The following is a 22,334-nucleotide window of genomic DNA, read 5'->3' as shown; positions in this document are numbered from 1 at the left end:
CCGACCTCGATTCCGCTCACGCACGACGCCGTGCGGGGAAGCAGGTCGTCATGACCGGAATCATCGAGGTCGCGACGACGCCCGGCGGCACGCGTCCGGCCCGGAGCAACAGCGACTTCACCGATCTCGCGCGACGTGTCAGGGACGCGGGACTCATGCGTCGCCGCTACGGCTACTACTGGACGAAGCTCGTCTCGGTGCCGTTGGCCTTCGCCGCGGCGATCGCGATCTTCATCTGGATCGGCGACACGTGGTGGCAGCTCTTCACCGCCGTCGGGTTCGCCGTGCTGTTCACGCAGACGGCGTTCCTCGGTCACGATGCCGCGCACCGGCAGATCTTCCGCTCCGGGCGCTGGAACGACTGGATCAGCCTGATCGTCGGCGACCTGTTCATCGGCATGAGCTACGGCTGGTGGCAGCACAAGCACACCCGCCACCATGCGACGCCGAACCAGATCGGCGCCGACCCCGACATCGAGCTTCCCGTGGTCGCGGTCACGCCCGACCGGGCCGCGCGCGCCAAGACGCGCGTGATGCGCTGGATCATGTCGCACCAGGGCGTGTTCTTCTTCCCGATCCTGCTGCTCGAAGGGCTGTCGCTGCACGCGTCGAGCGTGCGGCGGGTGCTGGTCCGCGAGCGCGTCGCGCGTCGGCCCGTCGAGATCGCGTTCCTCGCGGTGCGGATCGTCGGGTTCGTCGCCCTCGTCTTCCTGGTGCTCTCGCCGGGCGTGGCCGTCGCGTTCCTCGCGGTGGAGCTCGGCGTGTTCGGCGTCTACATGGGCATGTCGTTCGCGCCGAACCACAAGGGCATGCCGCTCGTGCCCAAGGGCATGAAGCTCGACTTCCTCCGCCGGCAGGTGCTCATGAGCCGCAACATCCGCGGCAATCGATTCCTCGACGTCGTCATGGGCGGCCTGAACTACCAGGTCGAGCACCACCTGTTCCCATCGATGCCCCGCCCCCACCTCCGCGAGGCGGCCGCGATCATCGCCGACTACTGCCGCGAGCGCGGCGTCCGGTACACCGTCACGGGCCTGTGGCAGAGCTACGGCATCGTCCTCCGCTACATCAACCGGGTCGGACTCGGCGAGCGCGACCCGTTCGTCTGCCCGCTGGTCGAGCAGCGCGCGAGCCTCACGGCCTGACGATCGGCGGCGTCGTGCCGCCGGCCCGGCGTAGTGCCGTGACGCCGTGGTCCGGCTTCGCGGCGCCGTGCGGTGCAGGATCGGAGGATGGCCGAATTCCACCGCACGATGCTGAAGTCCAAGATCCACCGCGCGACGGTGACCCACGCCGACCTGCACTACGTCGGCTCGCTGACCGTCGACGTCGACCTGCTCGACGCTGCCGACCTCCTGCCGGGCGAGCTCGTCTCGGTCGTGAACATCAACACGGGCGACCGCTTCGAGACGTACGTGATCGCGGGCGAGCGCGGTTCCGGGGTCATCGGCGTGAACGGTGCGGCCGCGCGCCTCGCCGCCGCCGGCGACTTGGTCATCGTCATCTCGTGGGCCTCGGTGGCCTCGACGGATGCCGCGGGGTTCGCGCCGCGCATCGTGCACGTCGACGCCGCCAACCGCATCGTCGAACTCGGCGCCGACCCGGCCGAGGCGGTCGTCGAGGGGCTCGCGACGCCGCCGCACGCGCTCGCAGGCTGAGCGACGCGGGTCGCGGCATCCGCCCCCCCGGAGCCGATCTCGACGGATCTCCCTCGCCATGTCGATCGCACCCCCGCTCGTTCGACGTCCAGAATGAGAGGCACCCCGCCTCGCCCGAACCGAGCAAAGGACGACCCATGCGCACCCTCATCGTGACCGAGTTCATCACCCTCGACGGCATCATCGACTCGCCCGGAGGCGGGGACCACCCGCGTGCGGGCTGGACCTTCAAGGAAGTCCCCTTCGTCGAGGAGGCCTACGAGATCAAGGGCCGCGAGCAGCTCGAGGCGGGCGCGATGCTCATGGGTCGCGTCAGCTACGACGAGTTCGCACCGATCTGGCCGACGATGACCGAGGAGTTCCCGCAGTACAACGCGATGCCGAAGTACGTCGTCTCGTCGACCCTCACCGACCCGGCGTGGGAGGGAACTACCGTGCTGCGTTCGCTCGACGAGGTCGTCGCGCTCAAGGAGGGCGAGGGCGACCCGATCATCGTGCACGGCAGCGCCACGCTCGCCCAGGGCCTCGCCGCCGCCGGGCTCGTCGACCGCTACCACCTGCTCGTGTTCCCCGTCGCCCTGGGCGAGGGCAAGCGCCTCTTCGACGGCAACGAGCAGGGCACGCTGAAGCTCGTCGAGCACGAGGCCTACTCGAACGGCGTCGTCAAGAACGTCTTCGACGTGGTGCGCTGAGCACGCGGATGCCCCGGCCCGATTCGGATTCCGTGTCCGACCCCTCCGATGCTGCCGCGCCCGAAACCCGGAGCCGAACACGGTGGTGGCGCCGACGCCCGCCAGCTTCCCACACGCGTTTCGCCCGCGGCGTGTGGTGGGCCGGGCACGTGCAGCTTCCGATCTCGCTCGCGCTCTTCGCCGTCTGCCTCCCCGTGCTTCTCGCGGTGACGCGCCCCGCGCTCGGCTTCGCGTTCCCCGCGTGGTTCAGCGTCGACGTCTCGGCGGGAGGCCCGGCCTGGATCGGCCTCGCGATGGCCGGACCGTTCGCGCTGTCCGGGCTGATGCTCAGGGCCAGCAGCCACTGGCGGCTCTACTGGGATGAGCCCGTCGGCGGCGGTCTCGCCGCACGGTTGCTCGGGCTGGTCGCGACGATCGTCGGGATCGCCGTCGTGTCGATCCTGCTCACGATCGCCGCCGCGTTCCTGATCCTCATCGCGGGGTCGTGGGCGCTCGGGGCCGCCTGAGCACGCGCTGGGCATCGCCGGTTCCGGGAACACGCCGCCCGAGGCATCCGTTGGCGTCACCATGACCACTCTCGGAATCATCGGAGCAGGACACATCGGCAGCCAGGTCGCCCGGGCGGCCCTCGCGAACGGCTACGAGGTCGTCATCGCGAACTCCCGGGGCCCGGAGGCCCTCTCGGACCTCATCGAGGACCTCGGCCCGGGCGCCAGGGCCGCGACCGCGGCCGAGGCCGGCGCGGCGGGCGACATCGTCGTCGTGACGGTGCCGTTCAGGGCGTACGCGTCGATCCCCGTCGAGCCGCTCGCCGGCAAGGTCGTGATCGACACGAACAACTACTACTGGGAGCGCGACGGCCGCGTGCCGGCGCTCGACGAGGGGCATGCGACGGTCTCGGGCCTGCTGCAGGCGCACCTGCCGGAGAGCCGCGTCGCGAAGGGCTTCAACCACATCGTGGCGAGGGACATCACGACGGATGGCGTCCCGGCCGGAACGCCCGGTCGTCGCGCGCTCGCGACCTCGAGCGACTTCGAGGATGCCGCCACCACCGTCGAGCGCCTGTACGACCAGTTCGGCTTCGACACGGTGAACGTCGGCCCGCTCGCGGAGAGTTGGCGCGTCGAGCGAGACCAGCCGGCCTACGTCGTGCCGCAGACGCGGGATGAGCTCGTGGCGAACCTCGCCCGTGCCGAGCGCGGCCCCGCGGCGGCCTGACCGCAGGTCTCGCGCTGCGTGACCGGACAGGCGTTGCGGGTGCACGTCTCGCGGCACCCGCAACGCCTGTCGTGACGCGGGCCGCCGCCGACGACCGTCGAACCGGACGGGGTGGCGACGTGAGCGGACCGTGATGACGAAACGTTCACATTCTGCTTTGCGGTGGGGCCGCGACGCGGTATCTTCCTCTGCACCGGTTGACGACGACGTCATGATCGCTCCGAGGACCGAGAAGAGGAGACCATGATCTACGAAGACCGGGACCGCCTGAAGCGCGCCCTGCAGGCCAGCGCAGAGGGAACCAGCCGACAGCTCGAGCTCGACGAGGCGGCGCGCGAATGCGCCGAGGCGTTGATGACGGGCGCGATCGACCTGGCGCAGGTCCACGCACAGCGTTACTCCGACCTGAAGGGCATGCCCGCCGCAGCGCCGGCCGGAGCCTGACGCCGGCGACCGCCGTCGGAACGCCCCGCACGCGAAAACCGCGCGAAACGCGCCGGGTGCATACTGATCCCGAGCGCCGGGCCCGACCTCCCCCGACCGGGACCCCGGCTGGGAGGAGACCCGGCATGAACCGATCCGTGCGCTTCGACGACATCCGCGCCCTGCTCGTGTGCCATGTCGACAACGCCGGCATCTCGCGCGTGAAGGTGCTGCCGCACCGGAAGCTGCTGTCGGCGAGCACGCACGGCGTCACGATCTCGAACAGCGTCGGCGTGCTGTTCTCGGTCGACGACCACCTGAACGCCATCCCCGACGTCGACCCCGTCGTGGGCGACCTGCGGGGCATCGCCGACACGTCGTCGATGGCCATGCTCGACCGCGAGGCGCGGCTCGCATGGGCCCCCGCCGACCTGTTCTCGCTCGACGGGTCGCCGCACCCCACGTGCCAGCGCACCGCGCTGCGCCGCGTGGTCGACGACGCCGAGGACGCCCGGCTGACCTTCCTCGTCGGGTTCGAGCTCGAGTGCACCGTGTTCCGCCCGTCGCCCGTCGAGGGCGAGCCGCCCGTGCCGGCCACGACCGGCCCGGCGTACTCGACGCGCGCGCTGCTCGAGCTCGAGGCGTTCGCCTTCGCGGCGCTCGAGGCGCTCGACGTGGCCGGCGTGCCGGTCGACCAGATGCACCCCGAGTTCGGCACCGGCCAGCTCGAGTTCGCGTTCGCGCCGCGCGACCCGCTCGCCGCCGTCGACGACCTCGCCCTGGCCCGCGTCGTGCTGACTCGCGTCGCCCACAAGCAGGGGCTCATGGTGTCGTTCGCTCCGGTGCCGATCGTGGGCGGTTCGACGAACGGATGCCACGTGCACGTGTCGGCGCGACGCGACGGGCGCAACGTCTTCGCCGACCCGAAGGCCAAGCTCGGCGTCACGCCCGTCGGCGCGAACATGATCGCCGGCATCCTCGACCGCCTCGAGGAGGGCGTGGCACTGCTCGGCGGCAGCGTGCTCTCGTTCCACCGGCTGCGCCCGCACGCCTGGGCGGGCGCCGACGTCTGCTGGGGTGCGGGCAACCGCGAGGCGGCGATCCGCTTCGTGCCCGGCCAGGCGGGCATGGGCGCCGAGCAGTCGAACATCGAGGTCAAGCCCGTGGACGGCGCGGCCAACCCGTACCTCGCGACCGCCGCGATCATCTCGGCCGCGGTCGACGGGGTGACGCGCGACGCGACGCCCCCGAGGCCCGTGCGCGTCGACCCCTCGACCCTCACGGCCGCGCAGCGGCGATCCGCCGGCATCCGCCCGCTGCCCGCCGACCTCGGCTCGGCGCTGCACCGCCTCGAGTCGAGCGAGTTCTACCGCGGCGTCTTCGGCGACGTGCTCGTCGACGCGTACGTCGCGACGCGCCAGCACGAGTGGGAGGCGTACGGCGAGCACGTGCCGGAGGACGTCGCCGAGCTCGTGCGCTGGAAGTACTGAGCGCGGTCGCCGCCGCCGCGTCGCGGCCTCACGCCAGCAGCGGCTCCAGGCGCGCGGCCGCGTCGACGAGGGTCGCGCGCGCCGGGCCGGGGTCGGCGAGGCGGGCCGGCGTCGAGGCGAGGGCGAGGCCGGCGACGAGCGTGCCGCGGTCGTCGCGGATGGGCACGGCGAGGCACGCGCGTCCGCGGTCGATGGGGGAGTCCATGCGGGCGTGGTCGCGCGATGGGTCGAGGAGGAGCGCCCCGAGGGCGGAGACGTGCGGGTCGCGCGAGATGCGCACCTCGTCGCTGAACGGGAAGTCGGGGTCGGCGTCGACGATGTGGAGGATGCCGCCGTCGTAGCGGACGAGATGCACGCCGGCGCGCACGCTGCCGCGGAGCTCCTCGACGACCCGGCGCACGGCGCGCGGGGGCGGCGGGGTGGGCACGAGCGTCGCGAGCTGGGTGACCTTGCTGCCGAGCGCGAAGCCCGACAGGTCGGGCAGGCGCACGAGGTACTCCTCCTGCACGAGCAGGTTGAGCAGGCGGTAGGCGGTGGCCCTCGGCATCCCGAGGCTCCGCGACACCTGCTGCGCGGTCACGCCGGGTCCGATGCGGGCGACCTCCTCGAGCACGTGGAGGGCGTGCTGGATCGCCTTCGGCTGGCGCGCGCGCAGCTCGACGCCGCCGACCGCGGCGCCTTTCGCGGGCGCACCCGCCGGTCCGGGCGACCCGCCCGGTGCATGGGCGACGGATGCCGCGGCATCCGATCGCTCGTCAGGCGCCGCCACGGCGGCCGCCCCACACGTCGGCGATCGTGGGCACGTCGTACACGCCCCGGATGCGCGGATGCCGCAGTGCGAACGCCGCGCGCCAGGCGGCGAGCAGCACGGTGACGCCGAGCACGCCGACGATGACCCAGGCGGCGACGGCGCGCGCGCCCGTCCACTCGACGGCGAGGTAGGCGACGAGGATCACGACCACGGCGATCGCCCCGGCCGCGGCGACCAGCGTCGAGCGCCAGCCCGACTCGCCGATGCGCCAGAGGAACACGGGCGCCGCGACGCACGCGAGGAAGTAGGCGACGAGGTAGCCGGTCGCGGCGCCGAGCAGCAGCCACTGCATGGTCGGCCAGATCTGCGCGCCGAGCAGCACCGACACGGCCGGCACTGCCGTGACGAGCAGCATCGTGAGCGCGACGGCCGCGACGGGCGTGCCAGACCGGCGCCTCGTACGGCCGAGCGCGCGTGGCAGCAGGCCCTCGCGGGAGAGTGCGAAGAGCACGCGGGTCATCGCGGTCGCCGAGGCGATGAGGCACGCGAACAGCGACGCGGCGATCGAGAGTTCGAGCACGGCGCCGAGCCACGGCATCCCGAGGCCCGCGGTCAGGCCGTCGACCGGGAAGAAGCCGTCGCCGCCGCGCAGGTCGGCGGCGTCGCCGCCGGCCAGCTGCGCGTACCCGGTGAGCAGGTAGAGGCCCGCCGAGACGAACACGGTCCAGACGATCGCGCGCGGGATCGCGAGCAGCGGCCGCTTCGCCTCGCCGCCGAGCGTCGACGCGCTCTCGAAGCCGACGAGGGCGGTCATCGCCAGCGCGGTCGCGACGAGCAGCTCGGGCCCGTCGATGCCGGTCGGATCGAACACCGCGAACGTGCGGTTCGCCATCCGCGGGGCATCCGTCGCCCAGAGCACGACGAGGAACGCCACCGTGAGCAGGGCGATCGCGCCGACCGACACGACCTCGACGACGAGCGTCACACGGGCGGAGCGGCGGATGCCGCGCACGAGGATCCACAGCGCGAGCGCGCCGAACAGCACCATGAGCGTGACCGCCCAGCCGCCGGTCGCCACGTCCGATGCCACGCCCGAGGGCGCGACGAAGTCGGCGAGCGACAGGGTCGTGTACACCGTGCCCGCGAGGGCGAACATCGCCACGAACCCGTAGCCGATCAGCTGCGCGACGCCGCCGATGAGCGCCGCGGTCGAACCCAGCCCGCGGGCGATGTACGCCGAGACGCCGCCGGGGGCGGCCATGCGGCGGCTGAACTGCGTGATGGTGGATGCCACGAGCAGCGTGACGCCCGCCGCGACGAGCATCGGCAGCAGCGACGCCGAGCCGGTGACCGCGGCGATGATCGCGGGGATGGTGAGCGCCGCGCCCGCGGGGGCGACGGCCGAGACCGACTGGGCGAGCACCTCGATGCCGCCGACGCTGCGGCGGGCGAGGCCCGCGACCGGGGACTCGGCGTCGAGGCCCGGAACGGGTTCGGGGTTCGCGATCGCGCGTTCCAGGGCGGACATCGGCGGGCTCCTCGGGGTGGTGCGGGCGTGCTGGCGTGCTGATCGCGCGGGGGCGGGTCACGCGAGCCTAGGCGGCATCCGTTTCCCGCCTGCGTTCCCGATGTTTCGGGCCGATGACGCCCGAATGAGACGGCGTCGCACTCGGCGTCTCACTTGCGGCGCCGGAAGCGTTACCGGCGCCCGACATCGACGCAACACGCGTCCGAGAGGCTGTGCGGCATCCGCCCCACCCCCGCTCTCGTCGAAAGGGATCGACATGACCACCCAGCAGGACTCGGCCGCACCCGCCGAGACCCGGGCGCCGCGCACCCTCAGCGGCTCGCTCGGCGTCACCGCCATCGTCTTCATGGTCGTCGCGGCCGCATCGCCGCTCACCGTCGTCGGCGGCTCCGTGCCGCTCGGCATCGCCTTCGGCAACGGCGTCGGCTTCCCGTCGCTGTTCGTGTTCGCCGGCGTCGTGATGCTGCTCTTCTCCGTCGGCTTCGTCGCCATGACCCGCCACGTGCCGAAGCCCGGTGCGTTCTTCACCTACGCCGGCTACGGCCTCGGCCGCCCGATGGGCCTGGCCACCGCCTACCTCGCGTGGCTCACGTACACGACCGTGCAGGTCGCCGTGCACGGCTACGTCGGCTACATCATCGGCGTCTCGGTCGCCGGCCTCGGGGGTCCCGACCTGCCGTGGTGGCTCTGGGCGCTCGCCGTGATCGCGCTCGTCGGCGTGCTCGGCTACCGCCACATCGACCTGAGCTCGAAGGTGCTCGCCGTGCTGCTCGTGCTCGAGGTGGGCATCGCGGTCGTCATGACCATCGCCGTCGTGCTCAAGGGCGGCGCCGAGGGGCTCTCGCTCGAGACCTTCGTGCCGAGCGAGATCGTCTCCGGCGCACCGGGCGTCGGCCTCATGTTCGCCGTCGCCGCGTTCATCGGCTTCGAGGCGACCGCGATCTTCCGCGACGAGGCGCGCGACCCGAACCGCACCATCCCGAAGGCCACGTACATCGCCGTCATCGGCATCGCGCTGTTCTACACGTTCGTCAGCTGGGGCGTCGTCATGGCGTGGGGTCCCTCCGGCGTCGTCGAGGCCGCGACGAACGACCCCGGCGGGCTCGTCATCGCGACGGCGCTCGCCTACCTCGGCCCGGTCGGCGAGATCGCGATCAACGTGCTCATCATCACCGGCATGTTCGCCTGCGTGCTCTCGTTCCACAACGTCGTCTCGCGCTACCAGCTCTCGATGAGCAACGCGGGCGTGCTGCCCGCGAGCCTCGGCAAGGTGCACCACAAGCACCTGTCGCCGCACACGTCGTCGCTCGTGCAGACCGCGACCGCCGCCGTCGCGATCGCCGCGTTCGCCCTGCTCGGCATGGACCCCGTCGCCCAGGTCTTCACCTGGCTCGCGGGCATCGCGACGCTCGGCATCATCGTGCTCATGTCGATCACGAGCATCGCGATCATCGCCTACTTCGTGCGGACGAAGGCCGACACCCGCCCGTGGAACACGGTCGTCGCGCCGATCCTCGGCCTCATCGGGCTGGTCTTCTCGGCGGCCGTGATCGTCGCCTACTTCCCGTTCATGGTCAGCGACGTGGATGCCGCGGGCAACCCGGTCTTCGGCGCCGTCAGCTGGATCTGCCTCGCGGTCATCGTCGCGCTGCCCGTCTTCGGCTACCTGCAGGCGCTGTACCTCCGGCGCACCAGCCCCGAGACCTACCAGCGCATCACCGAGGCGATCAGCGCCTGACCCATTCGAAGACCGCCGCGGGGCCCGTGCTCACACCCGGGTCCCGCGGCATCCGCCCCCGGCACCAGAAGGAGCACCACCCATGACCATCACCGACCTCACCCTCGGCGAGACCTCGCCGGCCGCGGCGGGCCTGCCGCACCCCCTGAGCGACCTCACCGCCGCCGAGATCACGGCCGTGCGCGACCTGCTCGTCGCGGAGCTCGCGCTCGCGGCATCCGTCCGCTTCGCCTACGTCGGGCTCGACGAGCCGCACAAGCTCGAGGTGCTCGACTGGCAGGCGGGCGGCCCGCTGCCCGAGCGCCGCGCGCGCGTCATGCTGCTCGACCTCGCCGACGGGCGCTCGCTCGACGTGCTCGTCTCGCTCACCGACGGCGCGGTGCGGAGCACCGCCGTGCTCGACGGCTCCGAGGGGCAGCTGCCGATCCTCGTCGAGGAGTTCGAGATGGTCGGCGACATCGTCGCCGAGGACCCGCGCTGGCACGCGGCGCTCGCCAAGCGCGGCGTGACGCACGACCGGGTCGTGTGCGTGCCGCTGTCGGCCGGCCACTACGGCTACGAGGAGGAGGAGGGCACGCGGATGCTGCGCGTGTTCGCCTTCCGCCAGGACGGGCCGCAGGACCACCCGTGGGCGCACCCGGTCGACGGCCTCGCGGCGTACGTCGACGTCATCGCGCGGAAGATCACGCGCCTCGTCGACGACGCGCTCCTGCCGGTGCCCGAGGAGCACGGCAACTTCGACGACCCCGCGCTGCAGGGGCCGCCGCTGGCGTCGCTGAAGCCGCTCGTGATCACCCAGCCCGCCGGCCCGAGCTTCGAGGTCGACGGCGACGAGGTCTCGTGGGCGAACTGGCGCTTCCAGATCGGCTTCGACCCGCGCGAGGGCCTCATCCTGCGTCGCCTGCGCATCGTCGACGGCGAGGAGGAGCGCTCGGTGATCTACCGCGCGAGCGTCTCGGAGATGCTCGTGCCGTACGGCGACCCGTCGGCGTCGCGCTTCTGGCAGAACTACTTCGACACGGGCGAGTACCTCTTCGGCCGGTTCACCAACTCGCTGAAGCTCGGCTGCGACTGCCTCGGCGAGATCAAGTACTTCGACGCGACGTTCGCCGACGAGCTCGGGCAGCCGACGACCATCGAGAACGGCATCTGCATGCACGAGGAGGACTACGGCACGCTGTGGAAGCACAGCGACATGTTCACCGGGTCCGACGAGGTGCGCCGCGCCCGCCGGCTCGTGATCAGCTTCTTCACGACCGTCGGCAACTACGACTACGGCTTCTACTGGTACCTCTACCTCGACGGCACGATCGAGTGCGAGGCGAAGCTCACCGGCATCCTCTTCTCGTCGGCCTACCCGGAGGAGGGGTACCCGTACGCGACGCAGGTCGCGCCGGGCCTCGGGGCGCCGAACCACCAGCACCTGTTCAACTTCCGCCTCGACATGATGGTGGACGGCCTGGCGAACGCGGTCGACGAGGTCGATGCGGTGCGCGTGCCGATCGGACCCGGGAACGAGCACGGCAACGGCTTCACGTTCTCGCGGACGCGGCTGGCGACCGAGGCGGATGCCGCCCGCGAGGCGGATGCCTCGGTCGGTCGCGCCTGGCACATCGTCAACACCGAGCGCACCAACCGGCTCGGCCAGCCGACCGGCTACGTGCTGCACCCGTCGCAGACGCCGACGCTGCTCGCCGACCCGTCGTCGTCCATCGCGGAGCGCGCCGAGTTCGCGACGAAGCACCTCTTCGTCACGCAGTACGACCCGGCCGAGCGCTACGCCGCGGGCGACTTCGTCCACCAGAACCCGGGCGGCGACGGCCTCGCGAAGTACCGCGCGGGCGACCGCTCGGTCGACGGCGAGGACATCGTGCTCTGGCACACCTTCGGCCCGACGCACTTCCCGCGCCCGGAGGACTGGCCCGTCATGCCGGTCGACCACGCGAAGTTCACGCTGAAGCCGTACGGCTTCTTCGACCGCAACCCCGCGCTGAACGTGCCGGCGACGACCGCGCACGGCACCGGATCGCACGCGACGGGGTCGGCGCACGGCGACGCGCACGGTCACGCCGGCTGCGCGCACTGCGCGGGCGACGCCGGCGCGGCGTGCAGCTGCGGTCACTGAGCCCGGATCGGATGACGCGATGACCGAGCTGCTCGCGGCGGGCATGGTGATCCCCGCCTCGCTCGGCGTCTGCTGCTCGGTCGGCGTCGGCGCCTGGTCGGCCCCCTCCTCGGGGTCGGCCGGGCGCCGTGCGCGGGCCGCGGCCGCTGCCCGGCGGGCGCTGCCCGTGCTCGCCGCGCTGCTCATGCTCGGCGCGATGCTCGACATGTCGCTCGCCGGCGCCGGCGCCACCGGCTGGGCCGGCCGGTCGATCGGCTGGGCCGCCGCGATGGTGCTCACTGCCCTGCTCGTCGTCGGGACCGGCCGGGTCGCGGGGCGGGTCGGGCACGTCGACCTGCACCGTGCGCTCGGGCTGGTCGTGACGGCGTCGCTCGTCGCGGTCGCGCACCCGGGTCACTCGGCCGGGGTGGCCGCGACATCCGCGTCGGCGCACGGGACCCACGGGGGAGTCGGCCTCGCTCCCGCCGTGGTCGCCGCCGCGGTCGCATTCGCGGGGTACTCGGCCTGGTCGGCCGTGACGACCTGGCGCGGGACGCGCCAGCCGGGAACGCCCCCGTCGCGGGCCGTGATCGCCGCGCGCCTGCGCGGTGCGGATGCCGCCGGCATGGCGGTCATGGTGCTGGCCATGTCGGCGATGCTGCTCGGCTGAGGGTGCTCACGCGCTGCGGCTGAGGATGCGACCCCGCGCGTCGGATGTTCCGAACGGCGACGGTCAGTCGCGCGGGCCCGCACCGAAGAGACGCGTGATCGTCGCCCACAGGCCGCCCTCGGTGCGCCGGGGCGGCGCGGATTCGAAGCGGTCGTGCAGGTGAACCGGCCCGGTGAAGGCCATCGCCCCGCTCCATCCGGGATCGGCCCACGGGGCGGAGCCGCCGTGCTGGGGTGTCTCGTGGATGCTCGTCGCAGCGCTCATGTCTTCCTCCTCGACTGGTCGTCATCGACGGTCGGATCGCGCCGACGCTGCCCCTCCATTGTGCTCCTCCCGCCCCGGTTCCGCTTCGGGGATCGCTCGGAGCGCGTGGGACCGGCGGGTTTCGGAGGGCCGTTGCGAGTGTCGGCGGGCGCAGCGAGCATGGGTCGCATGGATGTCCCGCCCGACGCGATCTCGCCGCAGCAGTTCCACGATTCCGAGGGCGTCGACGACTGGCGGGTGCTCTACTGGGGCGCGCACGCGTTCTTCCGCACGTCGTCGTACGCGGAGGCCTCGCGGTTCGTCGCGGCCATCACCGCGATCGACGAGGTCGTGCGCCACGAGCCCGACATCGACCTGCGGCACGAGGGCGTGGCGGTGAAGCTCATCAGCCGCGACGTCCGTGACCTCAGCACGCGCGACGTCGACGTCGCCCGGATCATCTCGACGGTCGCGCGCGACCACGGCCTGGTGGCGGATGCCTCGGTGCTCCAGGTCGTGCAGACGGCGGTCGCGTCGCCGCCGTCGGCGGAGGTCACGCCGTTCTGGACCGCGGTGCTCGGGTACGTGCGCCCGAACGACACGCACCTCGTCGACCCGCTCCGCCGCGGGTCATCCGTGTTCCTGCAGCCCGAGGGACGGGTCGGCCCGCAGCGCGGGCGCATGCACGTCGACGTGTGCGTGCCGCACGACCAGGTCCATGCGCGCATCGAGGCCGCGCTCGCCGCGGGCGGCCGCATCGCCGACGACTCCGCCGCGCCCGAGTGGTGGACGCTCGCCGACGCCGAGAACCACGGCGTCGACGTCACGACGTGGTGGGGGCGCGAGTCGACGCGACTCGAGGAGGAGCGGCCGGTGCGCTGAGGCGCGCTCAGGCCCCCGCCTCGTCGAGCACCACGGTGACGCGCGACCGGTCGCGATCGTGGTACATCGCGCCGACGCGGCGGCGGCGCACGTCGCCCAGCAGGTCGGCCGAGCAGCACGCCCGTTCCGACGCCGTTCCCAACGCGGCGACCGCTTCGTCGATCCGCGTGGCCCGGTCGGCCTCGGTCGCCGCGGTCGCCGAACGCCATGCCGCCATGGCCGCGTCGAACGCGCGCGGCGCGTATGCGGGCACGTCGGCGCGGCGCGCGCGAGCGAAGGCCGCGGCGAGTCCGGCGAGGGTGGTCGCCGGGCGCCGGCGTTCGCGATCCTCACTGGCCGTCGCGGATGTCTCGGTGTCGGTCATCGGACCCAGCTCTCCTGTCGTCGGCGCAGACCCGCTGGTCGTCTCGCATCAGCGACTCCAGGCCCGGCCAGTCTGGTCGCTGCGCGGCGGCCTGTCGAGGGGAGACGGGTCGCATGGCACGAATGGCGGCGCTGCGGGCCGTTCGACCCGCGCCCGCGGCGTCCGAGCGCCTAGGGTGGCGAGAGACGCGGAGGAGGCTCGTGATGATCCGGAAGCGTGAATCCGACGACGGCGCGGAGACCGAGGCTGCGGCTGAGGTGGAGGCTGAGGCGGAGACCGAGGCGGAGGCCGAGGCCGAGGCCGAGTCCGCCGACCGTGCCAAGCGGTGGTCCGACGAACGTGCGGAGCACTGGCACGGCGCGTCGTCGTCGTCGGCGACCCAGGATCGCGCCGACGAGGAGTGACCGACCGGACCGCGCCGCAGGACGATCGGCCGTAGCCGCAGGACGTCGACGGCGTTACCCTCCTCGCGTGGCCCACCTCCACGAGGCATCCGCTGCCCGCCGGATCGACCGCGCCGACCTGGACGCGGCCCGGAACTCCGCGCTCGTGCGCCGCATCCGCGAGTCGGTCATCGGCGACGACCAGGTCGTGCCGGGGCCGTACGGCCCGCGCCGCGTGACGTACGCCGACTACACGGCATCGGGTCGTGCGCTGACCTTCATCGAGGACTTCATCCGCGATGAGGTGCTGCCGCGCTACGCGAACACGCACACCGAGTCGAGCGGCACCGGGCTGCAGACGACGCGGCTCCGCGAGGACGCGCGCGCGACGATCCGCGACGCCGTCGGCGGAGACGACGACACGGTCGTGATCTTCACGGGGGCCGGCTCGACGGGCGCGATCGACAAGCTCATCGGGATGCTCGGGCTGCGCGTGCCGTCCGCCCTCGACGACCGGTACCGCTTCGCCGCGTCGATCCCGCCCGAGGAGCGGCCGGTCGTGTTCATCGGCCCGTTCGAGCACCACTCGAACGAGCTGCCGTGGCGCGAGTCGATCGCCGACGTCGTGACGATCCCGCAGGACCCCGACGGCCACATCGACCGGCGCGTGCTCGAGGCCGAGCTCGTGCGGCACGTCGACCGGCCGCTGAAGATCGGCTCGTTCTCGGCGGCGAGCAACGTGACCGGCATCGTGAGCGACACGGCGGGCATCTCGGCGCTGCTGCACGAGTACGGCGCGCTCTCGTTCTGGGACTTCGCGGCGGCCGCGCCCTACGTCGACATCGAGATGACGCACGGCGACCCCGTCATGGCGCATGCGACCGGGCAGTACAAGGACGCGATCTTCCTCAGCCCGCACAAGTTCATCGGCGGGCCGTCGACGCCCGGCGTGCTCATCATGCGGCGCGAGCTCGCGACGAACCGGGTGCCGGATGTCCCGGGCGGCGGCACCGTCGCGTTCGTGAACCCGACCGAGCACGAGTACCTCGCCGACGTCGCGCACCGCGAGGAGGGTGGCACGCCCGCGATCGTCGAGTCGATCCGCGCGGGGCTGGTGTTCGGCCTGAAGGACGCGGTCGGCGTCCCGACGATCCGCGCGCTCGAGGACGACTTCCTCCGCCGCGCGATCGCGGCCTGGCACGACGAGCCCGCGATCGAGGTGCTCGGCAACGTCGGGGCCGAACGCCTGTCGATCGTGTCGTTCGTCGTGCGCGCCCCGAGCGGCAAGTACCTGCACCACAACTTCGTGGTCGCGCTGCTGAACGACCTGTTCGGCATCCAGTCGAGGGGCGGATGCTCCTGCGCGGGCCCCTACGGACACGACCTGCTCGGCATCGACATCGAGCGGTCGCACGAGTTCGAGCGCGAGATCTCCCGCGGCTGCGAGGGCATCAAGCCGGGCTGGGTGCGCATCAACTTCAACTACTTCATCTCGGAGGGCGTGTTCGACTACCTCGTCGAGGCCGTGAAGCTCGTCGCCCGCGACGGCTGGCGGATGCTCCCCGACTACACGTTCGACCCCACCAGCGGCATCTGGCACCACCGGCGCGGGCCGTCCGAGCCGCCGCTGCGCCTCTCCCAGGTGTCGTACGACGCCGACGGCCGGCTCGTGTACCCGCACCACGAGGACCGCGCGCCGGAGTCGGCGCTCGCCGGGTACCTGGCGGAGGCCGAGCGGGTGTTCGCGGCGGGGCCGGTCGGGGTCGGGGCATCCGCCGCAGGCACCGGGGGCGACGGCACGACGGATGCCGCGCCCGCGCGCCTCTCGGACGACTTCGAGCACCTCCGCTGGTTCGACCTGCCGGCGGTGTGCCTCACGGAGTGACGGCCGCGCGACGCCCGTGATCGAGCACGCCGTGCTCGGCGCGCGCGGGTCGTGGCATCCGTTTCGCATCGCCCGGTACTTCGGTACTTCGGTACTTCGGTACCGGGTTCGCGCGCGAAACAGGTCGGCGGCGACGCCGGCCGCCGAGCGCCGAGCGCCGAGCGCCGAGCGCCCGGGCGAACCGCTAGTCGGCGGCGCCCGCTCGCTTCTCGACCTCGCGCGCGTAGTCGGGCACCGAGTTTGTCCACTGGCGGGGCGGGCGCTCGTAGCCGGCCGACGGCGGGCGGTCGGGGATCTCGATCGGCTCCTGCGGCACGGGCTCCCACGGCACCTTCGAGAGGATGTGCGCCATCACGTTGATGCGCGAGCGGCGCTTGTCGTCGCTCTCGATCTCGTACCAGGGGGCCTCGGCGATGTCGGTGTGGAGGAACATCGTGTCCTTGGCGCGGGAGTAGTCCTCCCACTTGGTGATCGAGCTGAGGTCGGTGGGGCTCAGCTTCCAGCGTCGCATCGGGTCGTTCAGGCGTGAGCGGAAGCGCTCCTCCTGCACGACGTCGGACACGCTGAACCAGTACTTCAGCAGGATGATGCCGTCCTCCACGAGCATCCGCTCGAAGATCGGCGCCTGGTGCAGGAAGCGCTGGTACTCCTCGTTCGTGCAGTACCCCATGACGCGCTCGACGCCCGCGCGGTTGTACCAGGAGCGGTCCATGAGCACGATCTCGCCCGCGGCCGGCAGGTGCGGCACGTACCGCTGGAAGTACCAGCGCGTCTTGTCGCGCTCGCTCGGCGCCGGCAGCGCGACGATGCGCGTGACGCGCGGGTTCATGTACTCCGACACGCGCTTGATCGCGGAGCCCTTGCCCGCGGCATCCCGCCCCTCGAAGATCACCACGAGGCGCGCGCCCGACTGCTGCACCCACTTCTGCATCTCCACGAGCCGCGCCTGCAGGTCCCTGAGTTCCTGCGTGTACAGCGGCTTCGGCATCCGTTTGCCCATTCGCGCACCCCTGCACCGAAGCCTAGAGCGGATGCCGCGTCGCGGCCCAGCACGTCGACCCGGCGCGCTGCCGTACGAGTGGGGTGGTCGACTGAGCCCGCCCCTCCGGCCGGCCTGCTGAGCCCGCCTGCGCGGCTCGGCGGGTTGCCGCTTCGGTCGGGAACGGTCGCCGAATTTCCGGCGGATTCGGCAATCCGATGGGGGCGGAGGTGCGGGGCGCGGGGTGCGCATCGCGCGGCGCGCCAGGAGTACGCTCGCGCCTAGCGGCTGCGATACGGCGGATGGCGCGGCTCGGCCGCGGCGAGGAGGCGGAGATGACGGTCCCCGAGATCAACTACTGGGCGGTGCTGCTGGCGACCCTGTCGAGCATGCTCGTCGGCACGATCTGGTACGCACGCGGGGTGTTCGGCACCCGCTGGTCGAAGCTCGCCGGGGTCGACATGGACCGTCCGGGGTCGAGCGCCGTCGGCCCGATCGTCGTGACCGTGCTCGTCAGCTTCGTCACGGCGTGGGTGCTCGCGGGCGCGTCGACGATCGCGTGGCACTTCTACGGCGGCAGCTACCTGATCGCCGCGCTCTTCACGGCGATCATCCTGTGGGCCGGCCTCACCGCGGCGCGCTTCATCACGCACGACGCGTTCGAGGGTCGCCCGTCGTCCCTGACCATCCTCAACATCGGGCACGAGCTCGTGACGCTCGTCGTGATGGCCATCATCATCGGCGTGTGGCCGCCCGCCGGCACGGTCTGAGCAGAGCCCGCCCGCTCTCGGCGAAGGCTCGGCGGCCCGACCCTAGGATCGAGGAATGGCCGGGTTCTGGGGCAAGCGCAAGCGCGAGGAGCAGCAGCAACTCGAGGCGCTCGACGCCGACCTCGCGATCCGGGCACGAGCCGCGCTGGTCGCCGCCGACGAGCGCATCCGCGTCACGACCGACGAGCTCGGCTTCGCCGAGGCCGAGCTCGGCGCCGAGGCGACCGAACCGCTGCGCGAGGCGCTCACCGCGGTGCGCACCCACCTGGCCGAGGCGTTCCGGCTGCACCAGCTCAACCACGACCACATCCCCGACACCCCCGAAGAGCTGCGCACGCGCAACGCGCGGATCGTGCAGCTGTGCGAGTGGGCAGAGGAGCTGCTCGACGATCGGACCTCCGACCTCGCCGAGCGGATCGCCCGGGCGCGGCGCGCCCCGGAGATCATCGCCGGCATCCGCGTCGACATCGACCGCCTGCGCGCGCGCATCCCGCACGCCCGGGAGACCGTCGACCGACTGGCCGTGCGGTACGCGCCCGAGGCGCTCGCCCAGGTCGACGCCAACCCCGCCGAGGCCGACCAGCTGCTCGGCTTCGCCGAGCACGGCGTGGGCGTCGCCGAGCGCCGACGCGAGGCCGGGCAGCGCGAGCAGGCGAACCTCGCGCTCGAAGCATCCGCCGAATCGGTGCGTCGCGCGACGACCCTGCTCGACGCGGTCGAGACGTTCGAGGTCGAGGCGCTTCGCGCCGAGTCGACCCTCGCCGCGATCGTCGAGGACTCCCGCGGCGACCTCGTCGTCGCGCTCAAGGAGCCGCACTCGCCGGGCGTCGCGCAGGCGATCGCGGAGCTGCAGGCCGCGCTCGCGAGCCTGCCGCCGGCGGGCGTCAACACCGACCCGTTCACGCACCTCGACCGATTGCGCGAGGCGAACTCCGGGCTGGATGCCGCGATCGCCGCGGCGCGCGAGCGAGCGGCGCGCCCGATCCCGCCGCTCGAGCACGTGCGCCACGCCATCGACGACGCCGACCGGCAGCTCGCCGTGACGCGCGACGTCATCGCGGGCCACCGAGGCTGGATCGGTGCCGACGCCCGCACCCGGCTGGCCGAGGCCGAGCGCACCCGGCATGACCTCGACCGCTACCTCGGCGAGCCCGCGGCGACCGCCATCGTCATCGGCGACGACCACCGCGAGCACGCGATGGCGATCGCTCGACGTGCCGCAGCCCTCGCCGGAGAGGCGCTGCACCTGGCACGGCGCGACATCGACTCGTCGCGTCCGCAGGATCCCGGCCAGTGGGGCGGGCCCGGCGGCGGCCAGGGCTGGGGCGGCGGGCGCCGCGGTGGCGGGTCGGATGTCATGGGCGGCATCCTCGGCGGACTCGTGATCGGCAGCATCCTCGACGGGATCTTCGACTGACGCGTGCCGGGGCGCCGCGCCGGGTCGCCGCGCCGTGGCTCGCCTGGCGGTCGGTCGCAGCCGGTGCGTCCTGCGCGCTGCGGCCCCCGGCCTCGCCGCCCGACCCGCCATGGCGCGTGTCAGGCGGCGCTCGTAGAATTCATGCATGGCCGGGTTCTGGGCCAGGCGCAGGCGGGGTGCGCCCGAACTCCAGGTCCACGACGCCGACGCGGGGTTGGCGACGCGGGCCGGCTCCGCGCTGGTCGCCGCCGACGACCACCTCCGTGCCGCCGCCGACGAACTCGGCTTCGCCGAGGCGGAGCTCGGCTTCGACGCGACCGTGCAACCCGCCGGGGTGCTTGCGGTCGCCCGCAGGCAGCTGACCGAGGCGTTCCGGCAGAATCGGCTGAATCACGACGCCTCGCCCGGTTCTGCCGAGGAGGTGCGCTCCCGCTACCTGCGCGTCGTCGACCTGTGCGACGCCGTCGAGCGTGTGCTCGACGAACAGGCCGCAGACCTGGCAGAGCGGATGTCCCGGGCGCGCCGAGCCCCCGACCTCATTGCCGGCGTGCGCGCCGACATCCTGCGCCTGCGGGCGCGCATCCCGTACGCCCGCACCACGATCGACCGGCTCGGGGCGCGCTATGCGCGCTCCGCGCTTTCCGGCATCGAGTCGAACCCCGCGGACGCCGCCCAGCTGCTCGCCTTCGCCGAGCACGGGGTCGGCGTGGCCGAACGTCGGCGCGAGGCTGGCCGGCGCGACCACGCGGACGTCGCGCTCGAGGCATCCGCTCGCTCGGTTCGTCGCGCCGCGACGCTGCTCGACGCCGTCGAGACCTTCGAGGTGGAGGCGCTGCGCGCCGAGGCCACGCTGGCCTCGCTCGCGGACGAGTGCCGCCGGGAGCTCGCCGCCGCGGTCGGCGCCCCGCGCTCGCCGGCCGCCGCCGACGCGATCGCCGAGCTGCAGGCGGCGCTCGCCGCCCTCCCCGCTGCCGGCGTGAACACCGACCCGCTCGCGCACCTCGTGCGACTGCGCGCAGCGCGCATCGCGCTCGACAGGGCCCTCGCGGCGACCCGCGAGCGCGCGACGCGCGACCAGCCGCCGATCCCGCACGTGGTGCACGTCCGCCACGCGGTCAGGGACGCCGACCGGCGCCTCGACGTCGCCCGCGATGCCGTCGCCGGCCACCCCGGCTGCATCGGCGCCGAGGCCCTGGCGCGGCTGGCCGAGTCGGAGCGCATCCGGGTCGACCTCGGCCACTACCTCGGCAGCGCCGAGACGACGGTCGTCGTGACCGATTTCGACCACCGGGCGCAGGTGATCGCGATGGCCCGGCGCGCCGCGAGCCTCGCGAGCGAATCGCTCGCGCTCGCCCGACAGGACATCGGCGCGTTCCGCGCGCAGCGCCTCGGCGCGTAGGCCCGCCCGGCGCGCGTCTCGCCCATCCGAGGACGGTTTCTGCGGTGGAGTGCCGTTCGAAATCGACCTCGACCGCAGAAATCGACCGTGGATGCGGGCGGGCCCGGCCCAGCCGTCCGCGTGACGTTCGCGCGCGCCCATGTTCGATGCGTCGCGCCGATCCGGCACGGTCAGCCGGCGATCAGCGCGCCCACGGCATCCGACCAGGCCGGGAAGCCGGCGATGGCCGCGAGAATCAGCCCAGCCAGGCCCGCGAGTACCCATCCGGTTCGCCGGTGCTGGGCCGACGTGATCGCACCTCTCAGTCGATCGAACGCCGCATGGTCGACGGGCTCGGCCTGGGCCATCCGCCCCCACGCCTCGGGCCGTGCCGCGACCGCGGCGAGATGCCGTACCTGCTCGGGGGTCAGCACCGCCCGTCGTCGCCGCAGCCAGCGCACCAGGTTGGACTCGCGCAGCACCACGACGTCTGCGGGACGCTGGCGCACCGTCATCCGCTTCGCCCCGACGATCGCGATGATCGGCGTGACCTCGAGGGGCGTGCCCGTGGCGGCGGACAGCAGCTTCGCCGCGCGCTTCGCCTCGTACGCGGCGTTGCGGAGGTGGTCGGTGCGCTGCCCGTTCACGAGGATGCGCTTCGCGCCGACCCAGACGGGCTGCCCACGGTGGTGCTTCGTGTTGATCGTGAACACGCCCGCCCGCCCGATGACGACGTGGTCGAGGTCGCTCGACCCGGTACCGACCGGTACCGAGTGCAGCACGACCCACTCCGGGCCGAGCGCCTCCAGGCGGCGCGCGACCTGGAGTTCGCCGAGCGCGCCGACGTACCAGGGCTCGGCGTCGCGGCCGAGCGGCGAGACGCCGAAGAACCGTTGCACGGCGGTGTTCGGCGGCACGGTCGACTGCACGCGTAGGCATTCGGCGATGACGGATGCCGCGGGGCGGCGGCTCACGAGGGAGGACGCTTCGGGACGGGTCATGGCACGGATGTCTCGATCACGCCGGTCGACGAGGTGAAGGTCGCCGTCACTCCCGATGGGCCGATCAGCGTGAGCGAGTACTCACGTCGATCACTCGAGGTCGAGTAGAGCACCTGCGTTCCGGGTGGGATCGTGGTGAGCTGCATGCCGTCGGGTAGGAGGAGGGCGGTGCCGTCGGTGGTGATGGCGAGCGACGCCGGCCATGCGGCATCCGCTTGCGTGCGCTGGCCGATGAGGACCGTCGCGAGGCCGATCGACTGGGCGAGCTCGACCCGCTCCGCTTCGATCGGGTCGCTCGGGAGAGAGGTCTCGGCGGGCACCTGGACGGTACCCGAATCCGTCGTCGAATCCACGCCAGCGGGTACAACTCCGACCGGTGAGGCTGCGCCGGAGGAGACGACCGAGCCGCCGATCCAATGCGCTGGAGCGGGCAGCGCGACGTTCGCGGACGCGAGGGAGATGGCGGTGAACGCGTAGGCCATCACGGCGATCGTCGCGATGCCCGTCGTGATGCCGGTGTTGGCGAGGACCGAACGACCGCGTCCCGCGCGCCGATACCTCGGAATCGCCATGAGACCGGCCCAGATCGCCATCGCCGCGAATCCGGTGATCCACACCATTCGGGCAGGGTCGGGTGCCAGGGGAGCGAGCAGGCCGATCACGAGCGAAGCGATGCCGACGATCAGGCTCGTCCAGGCGAGCAGTACGCCCCACCCGAACGCGTCGACGTGTCCTGCGCCGCGGATCGGAGCTCGGCCTG

General features: G+C 72.6%; 23 protein-coding genes. 16 read left to right on the top strand and 7 right to left on the bottom strand.

The genetic code is table 11. The features are described from left to right. The first annotated feature begins 50 nt into the window (after positions 1-50). The 7 genes from GJR97_RS12465 to GJR97_RS12440 all read left to right on the top strand — a co-directional run bounded on the left by GJR97_RS12465 (position 51) and on the right by GJR97_RS12440 (position 5,481). A complete protein-coding gene (locus tag GJR97_RS12465) occupies positions 51-1,145 on the top strand; it encodes a fatty acid desaturase family protein (RefSeq protein ID WP_154346836.1) in 1,095 nt (364 codons plus the stop codon). An 87-nt stretch (positions 1,146-1,232) separates the two neighbouring features. Then, complete coding sequence (panD, locus tag GJR97_RS12460; protein WP_154346834.1) at positions 1,233-1,658, top strand: aspartate 1-decarboxylase; 426 nt, start codon at positions 1,233-1,235, stop codon at positions 1,656-1,658. Positions 1,659-1,795: 137 nt separating this feature from the next. Continuing rightward, on the top strand, positions 1,796-2,350 hold the full coding sequence (locus GJR97_RS12455; protein WP_154346832.1) for a dihydrofolate reductase family protein: 555 nt from the start codon (positions 1,796-1,798) through the stop codon (positions 2,348-2,350). 149 nt (positions 2,351-2,499) lie between these two features. Beyond that, complete coding sequence (locus tag GJR97_RS12450) at positions 2,500-2,856, top strand: hypothetical protein (protein WP_154346830.1); 357 nt, start codon at positions 2,500-2,502, stop codon at positions 2,854-2,856. Positions 2,857-2,917: 61 nt separating this feature from the next. Next, on the top strand, positions 2,918-3,568 hold the full coding sequence (locus GJR97_RS12445; RefSeq protein WP_154346828.1) for an NADPH-dependent F420 reductase: 651 nt from the start codon (positions 2,918-2,920) through the stop codon (positions 3,566-3,568). Between the two features lie 243 nt (positions 3,569-3,811). Continuing rightward, positions 3,812-4,012, top strand: a complete 201-nt coding sequence (locus GJR97_RS17910; protein WP_195760696.1) for a hypothetical protein — start codon at positions 3,812-3,814, stop codon at positions 4,010-4,012. A 125-nt stretch (positions 4,013-4,137) separates the two neighbouring features. Beyond that, positions 4,138-5,481, top strand: coding sequence for a type I glutamate--ammonia ligase (locus GJR97_RS12440; RefSeq protein ID WP_195760695.1), 1,344 nt, complete (start codon positions 4,138-4,140; stop codon positions 5,479-5,481). Positions 5,482-5,509: 28 nt separating this feature from the next. Here GJR97_RS12440 and GJR97_RS12435 read toward each other — a convergent pair whose 3' ends face one another. Together GJR97_RS12435 and GJR97_RS12430 are read right to left on the bottom strand one after the other, a co-directional pair. Beyond that, on the bottom strand, positions 5,510-6,250 hold the full coding sequence (locus GJR97_RS12435) for a helix-turn-helix domain-containing protein (RefSeq protein WP_324613452.1): 741 nt from the start codon (positions 6,248-6,250) through the stop codon (positions 5,510-5,512). Beyond that, positions 6,237-7,760 (bottom strand): APC family permease, encoded by a 1,524-nt coding sequence (locus GJR97_RS12430; RefSeq protein ID WP_154346825.1) that lies wholly within the window; start codon positions 7,758-7,760, stop codon positions 6,237-6,239. The genes GJR97_RS12435 and GJR97_RS12430 overlap by 14 nt, the downstream gene beginning before the upstream one ends. Positions 7,761-8,016: 256 nt before the next feature. On the opposite strand from GJR97_RS12430, the gene GJR97_RS12425 reads away from it, so the two are divergent. From GJR97_RS12425 to GJR97_RS12415, 3 genes are all read left to right on the top strand, one after another. Further along, on the top strand, positions 8,017-9,498 hold the full coding sequence (locus tag GJR97_RS12425; RefSeq protein ID WP_154346823.1) for an APC family permease: 1,482 nt from the start codon (positions 8,017-8,019) through the stop codon (positions 9,496-9,498). Positions 9,499-9,580: 82 nt separating this feature from the next. Continuing rightward, positions 9,581-11,623 (top strand): primary-amine oxidase, encoded by a 2,043-nt coding sequence (locus GJR97_RS12420; protein WP_154346821.1) that lies wholly within the window; start codon positions 9,581-9,583, stop codon positions 11,621-11,623. A gap of 19 nt (positions 11,624-11,642) precedes the next feature. Continuing rightward, complete coding sequence (locus GJR97_RS12415) at positions 11,643-12,272, top strand: hypothetical protein (protein WP_154346819.1); 630 nt, start codon at positions 11,643-11,645, stop codon at positions 12,270-12,272. 63 nt (positions 12,273-12,335) lie between these two features. On the opposite strand, the gene GJR97_RS12410 is transcribed toward GJR97_RS12415, so the two are convergent. Continuing rightward, on the bottom strand, positions 12,336-12,536 hold the full coding sequence (locus GJR97_RS12410) for a hypothetical protein (protein WP_154346817.1): 201 nt from the start codon (positions 12,534-12,536) through the stop codon (positions 12,336-12,338). Between the two features lie 168 nt (positions 12,537-12,704). Between GJR97_RS12410 and GJR97_RS12405 the strand changes: the two genes are divergently transcribed. Then, entirely contained in the window at positions 12,705-13,397 is a 693-nt protein-coding gene (locus GJR97_RS12405; RefSeq protein WP_195760694.1) for a VOC family protein, read from the top strand. A 7-nt stretch (positions 13,398-13,404) separates the two neighbouring features. Here GJR97_RS12405 and GJR97_RS12400 read toward each other — a convergent pair whose 3' ends face one another. Beyond that, positions 13,405-13,761: a hypothetical protein gene (locus GJR97_RS12400; protein WP_154346813.1), complete on the bottom strand. Its 357-nt coding sequence runs from the start codon at positions 13,759-13,761 to the stop codon at positions 13,405-13,407. A gap of 203 nt (positions 13,762-13,964) precedes the next feature. Between GJR97_RS12400 and GJR97_RS12395 the strand changes: the two genes are divergently transcribed. Together GJR97_RS12395 and GJR97_RS12390 are read left to right on the top strand one after the other, a co-directional pair. Further along, positions 13,965-14,165 (top strand): hypothetical protein, encoded by a 201-nt coding sequence (locus GJR97_RS12395; RefSeq protein ID WP_154346811.1) that lies wholly within the window; start codon positions 13,965-13,967, stop codon positions 14,163-14,165. A gap of 67 nt (positions 14,166-14,232) precedes the next feature. Continuing rightward, entirely contained in the window at positions 14,233-16,029 is a 1,797-nt protein-coding gene (locus GJR97_RS12390) for an aminotransferase class V-fold PLP-dependent enzyme (RefSeq protein ID WP_324613451.1), read from the top strand. Positions 16,030-16,213: 184 nt separating this feature from the next. On the opposite strand, the gene ppk2 is transcribed toward GJR97_RS12390, so the two are convergent. Beyond that, a complete protein-coding gene (ppk2, locus tag GJR97_RS12385) occupies positions 16,214-17,017 on the bottom strand; it encodes a polyphosphate kinase 2 (protein WP_154346809.1) in 804 nt (267 codons plus the stop codon). 326 nt (positions 17,018-17,343) lie between these two features. On the opposite strand from ppk2, the gene GJR97_RS12380 reads away from it, so the two are divergent. The 3 genes from GJR97_RS12380 (at position 17,344) to GJR97_RS12370 (ending at position 20,594) form a co-directional block, all read left to right on the top strand. Beyond that, positions 17,344-17,778: a DUF1761 domain-containing protein gene (locus GJR97_RS12380; protein ID WP_154346807.1), complete on the top strand. Its 435-nt coding sequence runs from the start codon at positions 17,344-17,346 to the stop codon at positions 17,776-17,778. 55 nt (positions 17,779-17,833) lie between these two features. Beyond that, positions 17,834-19,195, top strand: coding sequence for a hypothetical protein (locus tag GJR97_RS12375; protein ID WP_154346805.1), 1,362 nt, complete (start codon positions 17,834-17,836; stop codon positions 19,193-19,195). A gap of 145 nt (positions 19,196-19,340) precedes the next feature. Next, positions 19,341-20,594: a hypothetical protein gene (locus GJR97_RS12370; protein WP_154346803.1), complete on the top strand. Its 1,254-nt coding sequence runs from the start codon at positions 19,341-19,343 to the stop codon at positions 20,592-20,594. 170 nt (positions 20,595-20,764) lie between these two features. Here GJR97_RS12370 and GJR97_RS12365 read toward each other — a convergent pair whose 3' ends face one another. Together GJR97_RS12365 and GJR97_RS12360 are read right to left on the bottom strand one after the other, a co-directional pair. Then, positions 20,765-21,574: a nuclease-related domain-containing protein gene (locus GJR97_RS12365; protein ID WP_154346801.1), complete on the bottom strand. Its 810-nt coding sequence runs from the start codon at positions 21,572-21,574 to the stop codon at positions 20,765-20,767. Then, a complete protein-coding gene (locus GJR97_RS12360) occupies positions 21,571-22,194 on the bottom strand; it encodes a hypothetical protein (protein WP_154346800.1) in 624 nt (207 codons plus the stop codon). The genes GJR97_RS12365 and GJR97_RS12360 overlap by 4 nt, the downstream gene beginning before the upstream one ends. Positions 22,195-22,334 lie beyond the last annotated feature (140 nt).

Origin of the sequence: Agromyces kandeliae (assembly GCF_009674665.1) — a bacterium.
GTDB classification, from domain to species: Bacteria; Actinomycetota; Actinomycetes; order Actinomycetales; family Microbacteriaceae; genus Agromyces; species Agromyces kandeliae.
Note: the sequence above shows the minus strand (reverse complement) of the source record. Positions and strands in the feature narration are given on the sequence as shown.

Bases quoted from the DNA above. Each gene is read 5' to 3' on its own strand.
- GJR97_RS12465 (WP_154346836.1), top strand. From the start codon at position 51: ATGACCGGAATCATCGAGGTCGCGACGACGCCCGGCGGCACGCGTCCG.
- panD (WP_154346834.1), top strand. From the start codon at position 1,233: ATGGCCGAATTCCACCGCACGATGCTGAAGTCCAAGATCCACCGCGCG.
- GJR97_RS12455 (WP_154346832.1), top strand. From the start codon at position 1,796: ATGCGCACCCTCATCGTGACCGAGTTCATCACCCTCGACGGCATCATC.
- GJR97_RS12445 (WP_154346828.1), top strand. From the start codon at position 2,918: ATGACCACTCTCGGAATCATCGGAGCAGGACACATCGGCAGCCAGGTC.
- GJR97_RS17910 (WP_195760696.1), top strand. From the start codon at position 3,812: ATGATCTACGAAGACCGGGACCGCCTGAAGCGCGCCCTGCAGGCCAGC.
- GJR97_RS12440 (WP_195760695.1), top strand. From the start codon at position 4,138: ATGAACCGATCCGTGCGCTTCGACGACATCCGCGCCCTGCTCGTGTGC.
- GJR97_RS12430 (WP_154346825.1), bottom strand. From the start codon at position 7,760: ATGTCCGCCCTGGAACGCGCGATCGCGAACCCCGAACCCGTTCCGGGC.
- GJR97_RS12425 (WP_154346823.1), top strand. From the start codon at position 8,017: ATGACCACCCAGCAGGACTCGGCCGCACCCGCCGAGACCCGGGCGCCG.
- GJR97_RS12420 (WP_154346821.1), top strand. From the start codon at position 9,581: ATGACCATCACCGACCTCACCCTCGGCGAGACCTCGCCGGCCGCGGCG.
- GJR97_RS12415 (WP_154346819.1), top strand. From the start codon at position 11,643: ATGACCGAGCTGCTCGCGGCGGGCATGGTGATCCCCGCCTCGCTCGGC.
- GJR97_RS12410 (WP_154346817.1), bottom strand. From the start codon at position 12,536: ATGAGCGCTGCGACGAGCATCCACGAGACACCCCAGCACGGCGGCTCC.
- GJR97_RS12405 (WP_195760694.1), top strand. From the start codon at position 12,705: ATGGATGTCCCGCCCGACGCGATCTCGCCGCAGCAGTTCCACGATTCC.
- GJR97_RS12400 (WP_154346813.1), bottom strand. From the start codon at position 13,761: ATGACCGACACCGAGACATCCGCGACGGCCAGTGAGGATCGCGAACGC.
- GJR97_RS12395 (WP_154346811.1), top strand. From the start codon at position 13,965: ATGATCCGGAAGCGTGAATCCGACGACGGCGCGGAGACCGAGGCTGCG.
- ppk2 (WP_154346809.1), bottom strand. From the start codon at position 17,017: ATGCCGAAGCCGCTGTACACGCAGGAACTCAGGGACCTGCAGGCGCGG.
- GJR97_RS12380 (WP_154346807.1), top strand. From the start codon at position 17,344: ATGACGGTCCCCGAGATCAACTACTGGGCGGTGCTGCTGGCGACCCTG.
- GJR97_RS12375 (WP_154346805.1), top strand. From the start codon at position 17,834: ATGGCCGGGTTCTGGGGCAAGCGCAAGCGCGAGGAGCAGCAGCAACTC.
- GJR97_RS12370 (WP_154346803.1), top strand. From the start codon at position 19,341: ATGGCCGGGTTCTGGGCCAGGCGCAGGCGGGGTGCGCCCGAACTCCAG.
- GJR97_RS12365 (WP_154346801.1), bottom strand. From the start codon at position 21,574: ATGACCCGTCCCGAAGCGTCCTCCCTCGTGAGCCGCCGCCCCGCGGCA.
- GJR97_RS12360 (WP_154346800.1), bottom strand. From the start codon at position 22,194: ATGGTGTGGATCACCGGATTCGCGGCGATGGCGATCTGGGCCGGTCTC.